The sequence below is a fragment of the Flavobacterium stagni genome (genome assembly GCF_004122105.1).
GTDB classification, from domain to species: Bacteria; Bacteroidota; Bacteroidia; order Flavobacteriales; family Flavobacteriaceae; genus Flavobacterium; species Flavobacterium stagni.
On sequence record NZ_SBKN01000026.1, the window covers coordinates 1 to 313 of the forward strand.

General features: G+C 46.0%; 1 protein-coding gene. It reads right to left on the minus strand.

Going from position 1 to position 313, the window contains the following annotated elements:
* Positions 1-313 (minus strand): hypothetical protein (locus tag EQG61_RS13825; RefSeq protein WP_206733898.1); only part of this gene is annotated, 313 nt, incomplete at both ends.

Consider the following 313-nt stretch of genomic DNA (forward strand, 5'->3'; position numbering starts at 1 on the left):
GCAATTGATTGTCATTACAATCGGAATTATTATTGGGACCGCATGCGGCAAAGGTCGTACTTCCGTACCCATCGCCATCAGCATCCACGTATTGAAGTTCGTTGTCGTTGCAATCGATATTATTGATCACTCCACAAGCCACCAAAACATTGCGACCAAAACCATCGCCGTCGGCATCCATGTATTGCAATTGGTTGTCATTACAATCGGAATTATTATTGGGACCGCATGCGGCAAAGGTCGTACTTCCGTACCCATCGCCGTCGGCGTCTACGTATTGAAGTTCGTTGTCGTTGCAATCGACATTATTGAT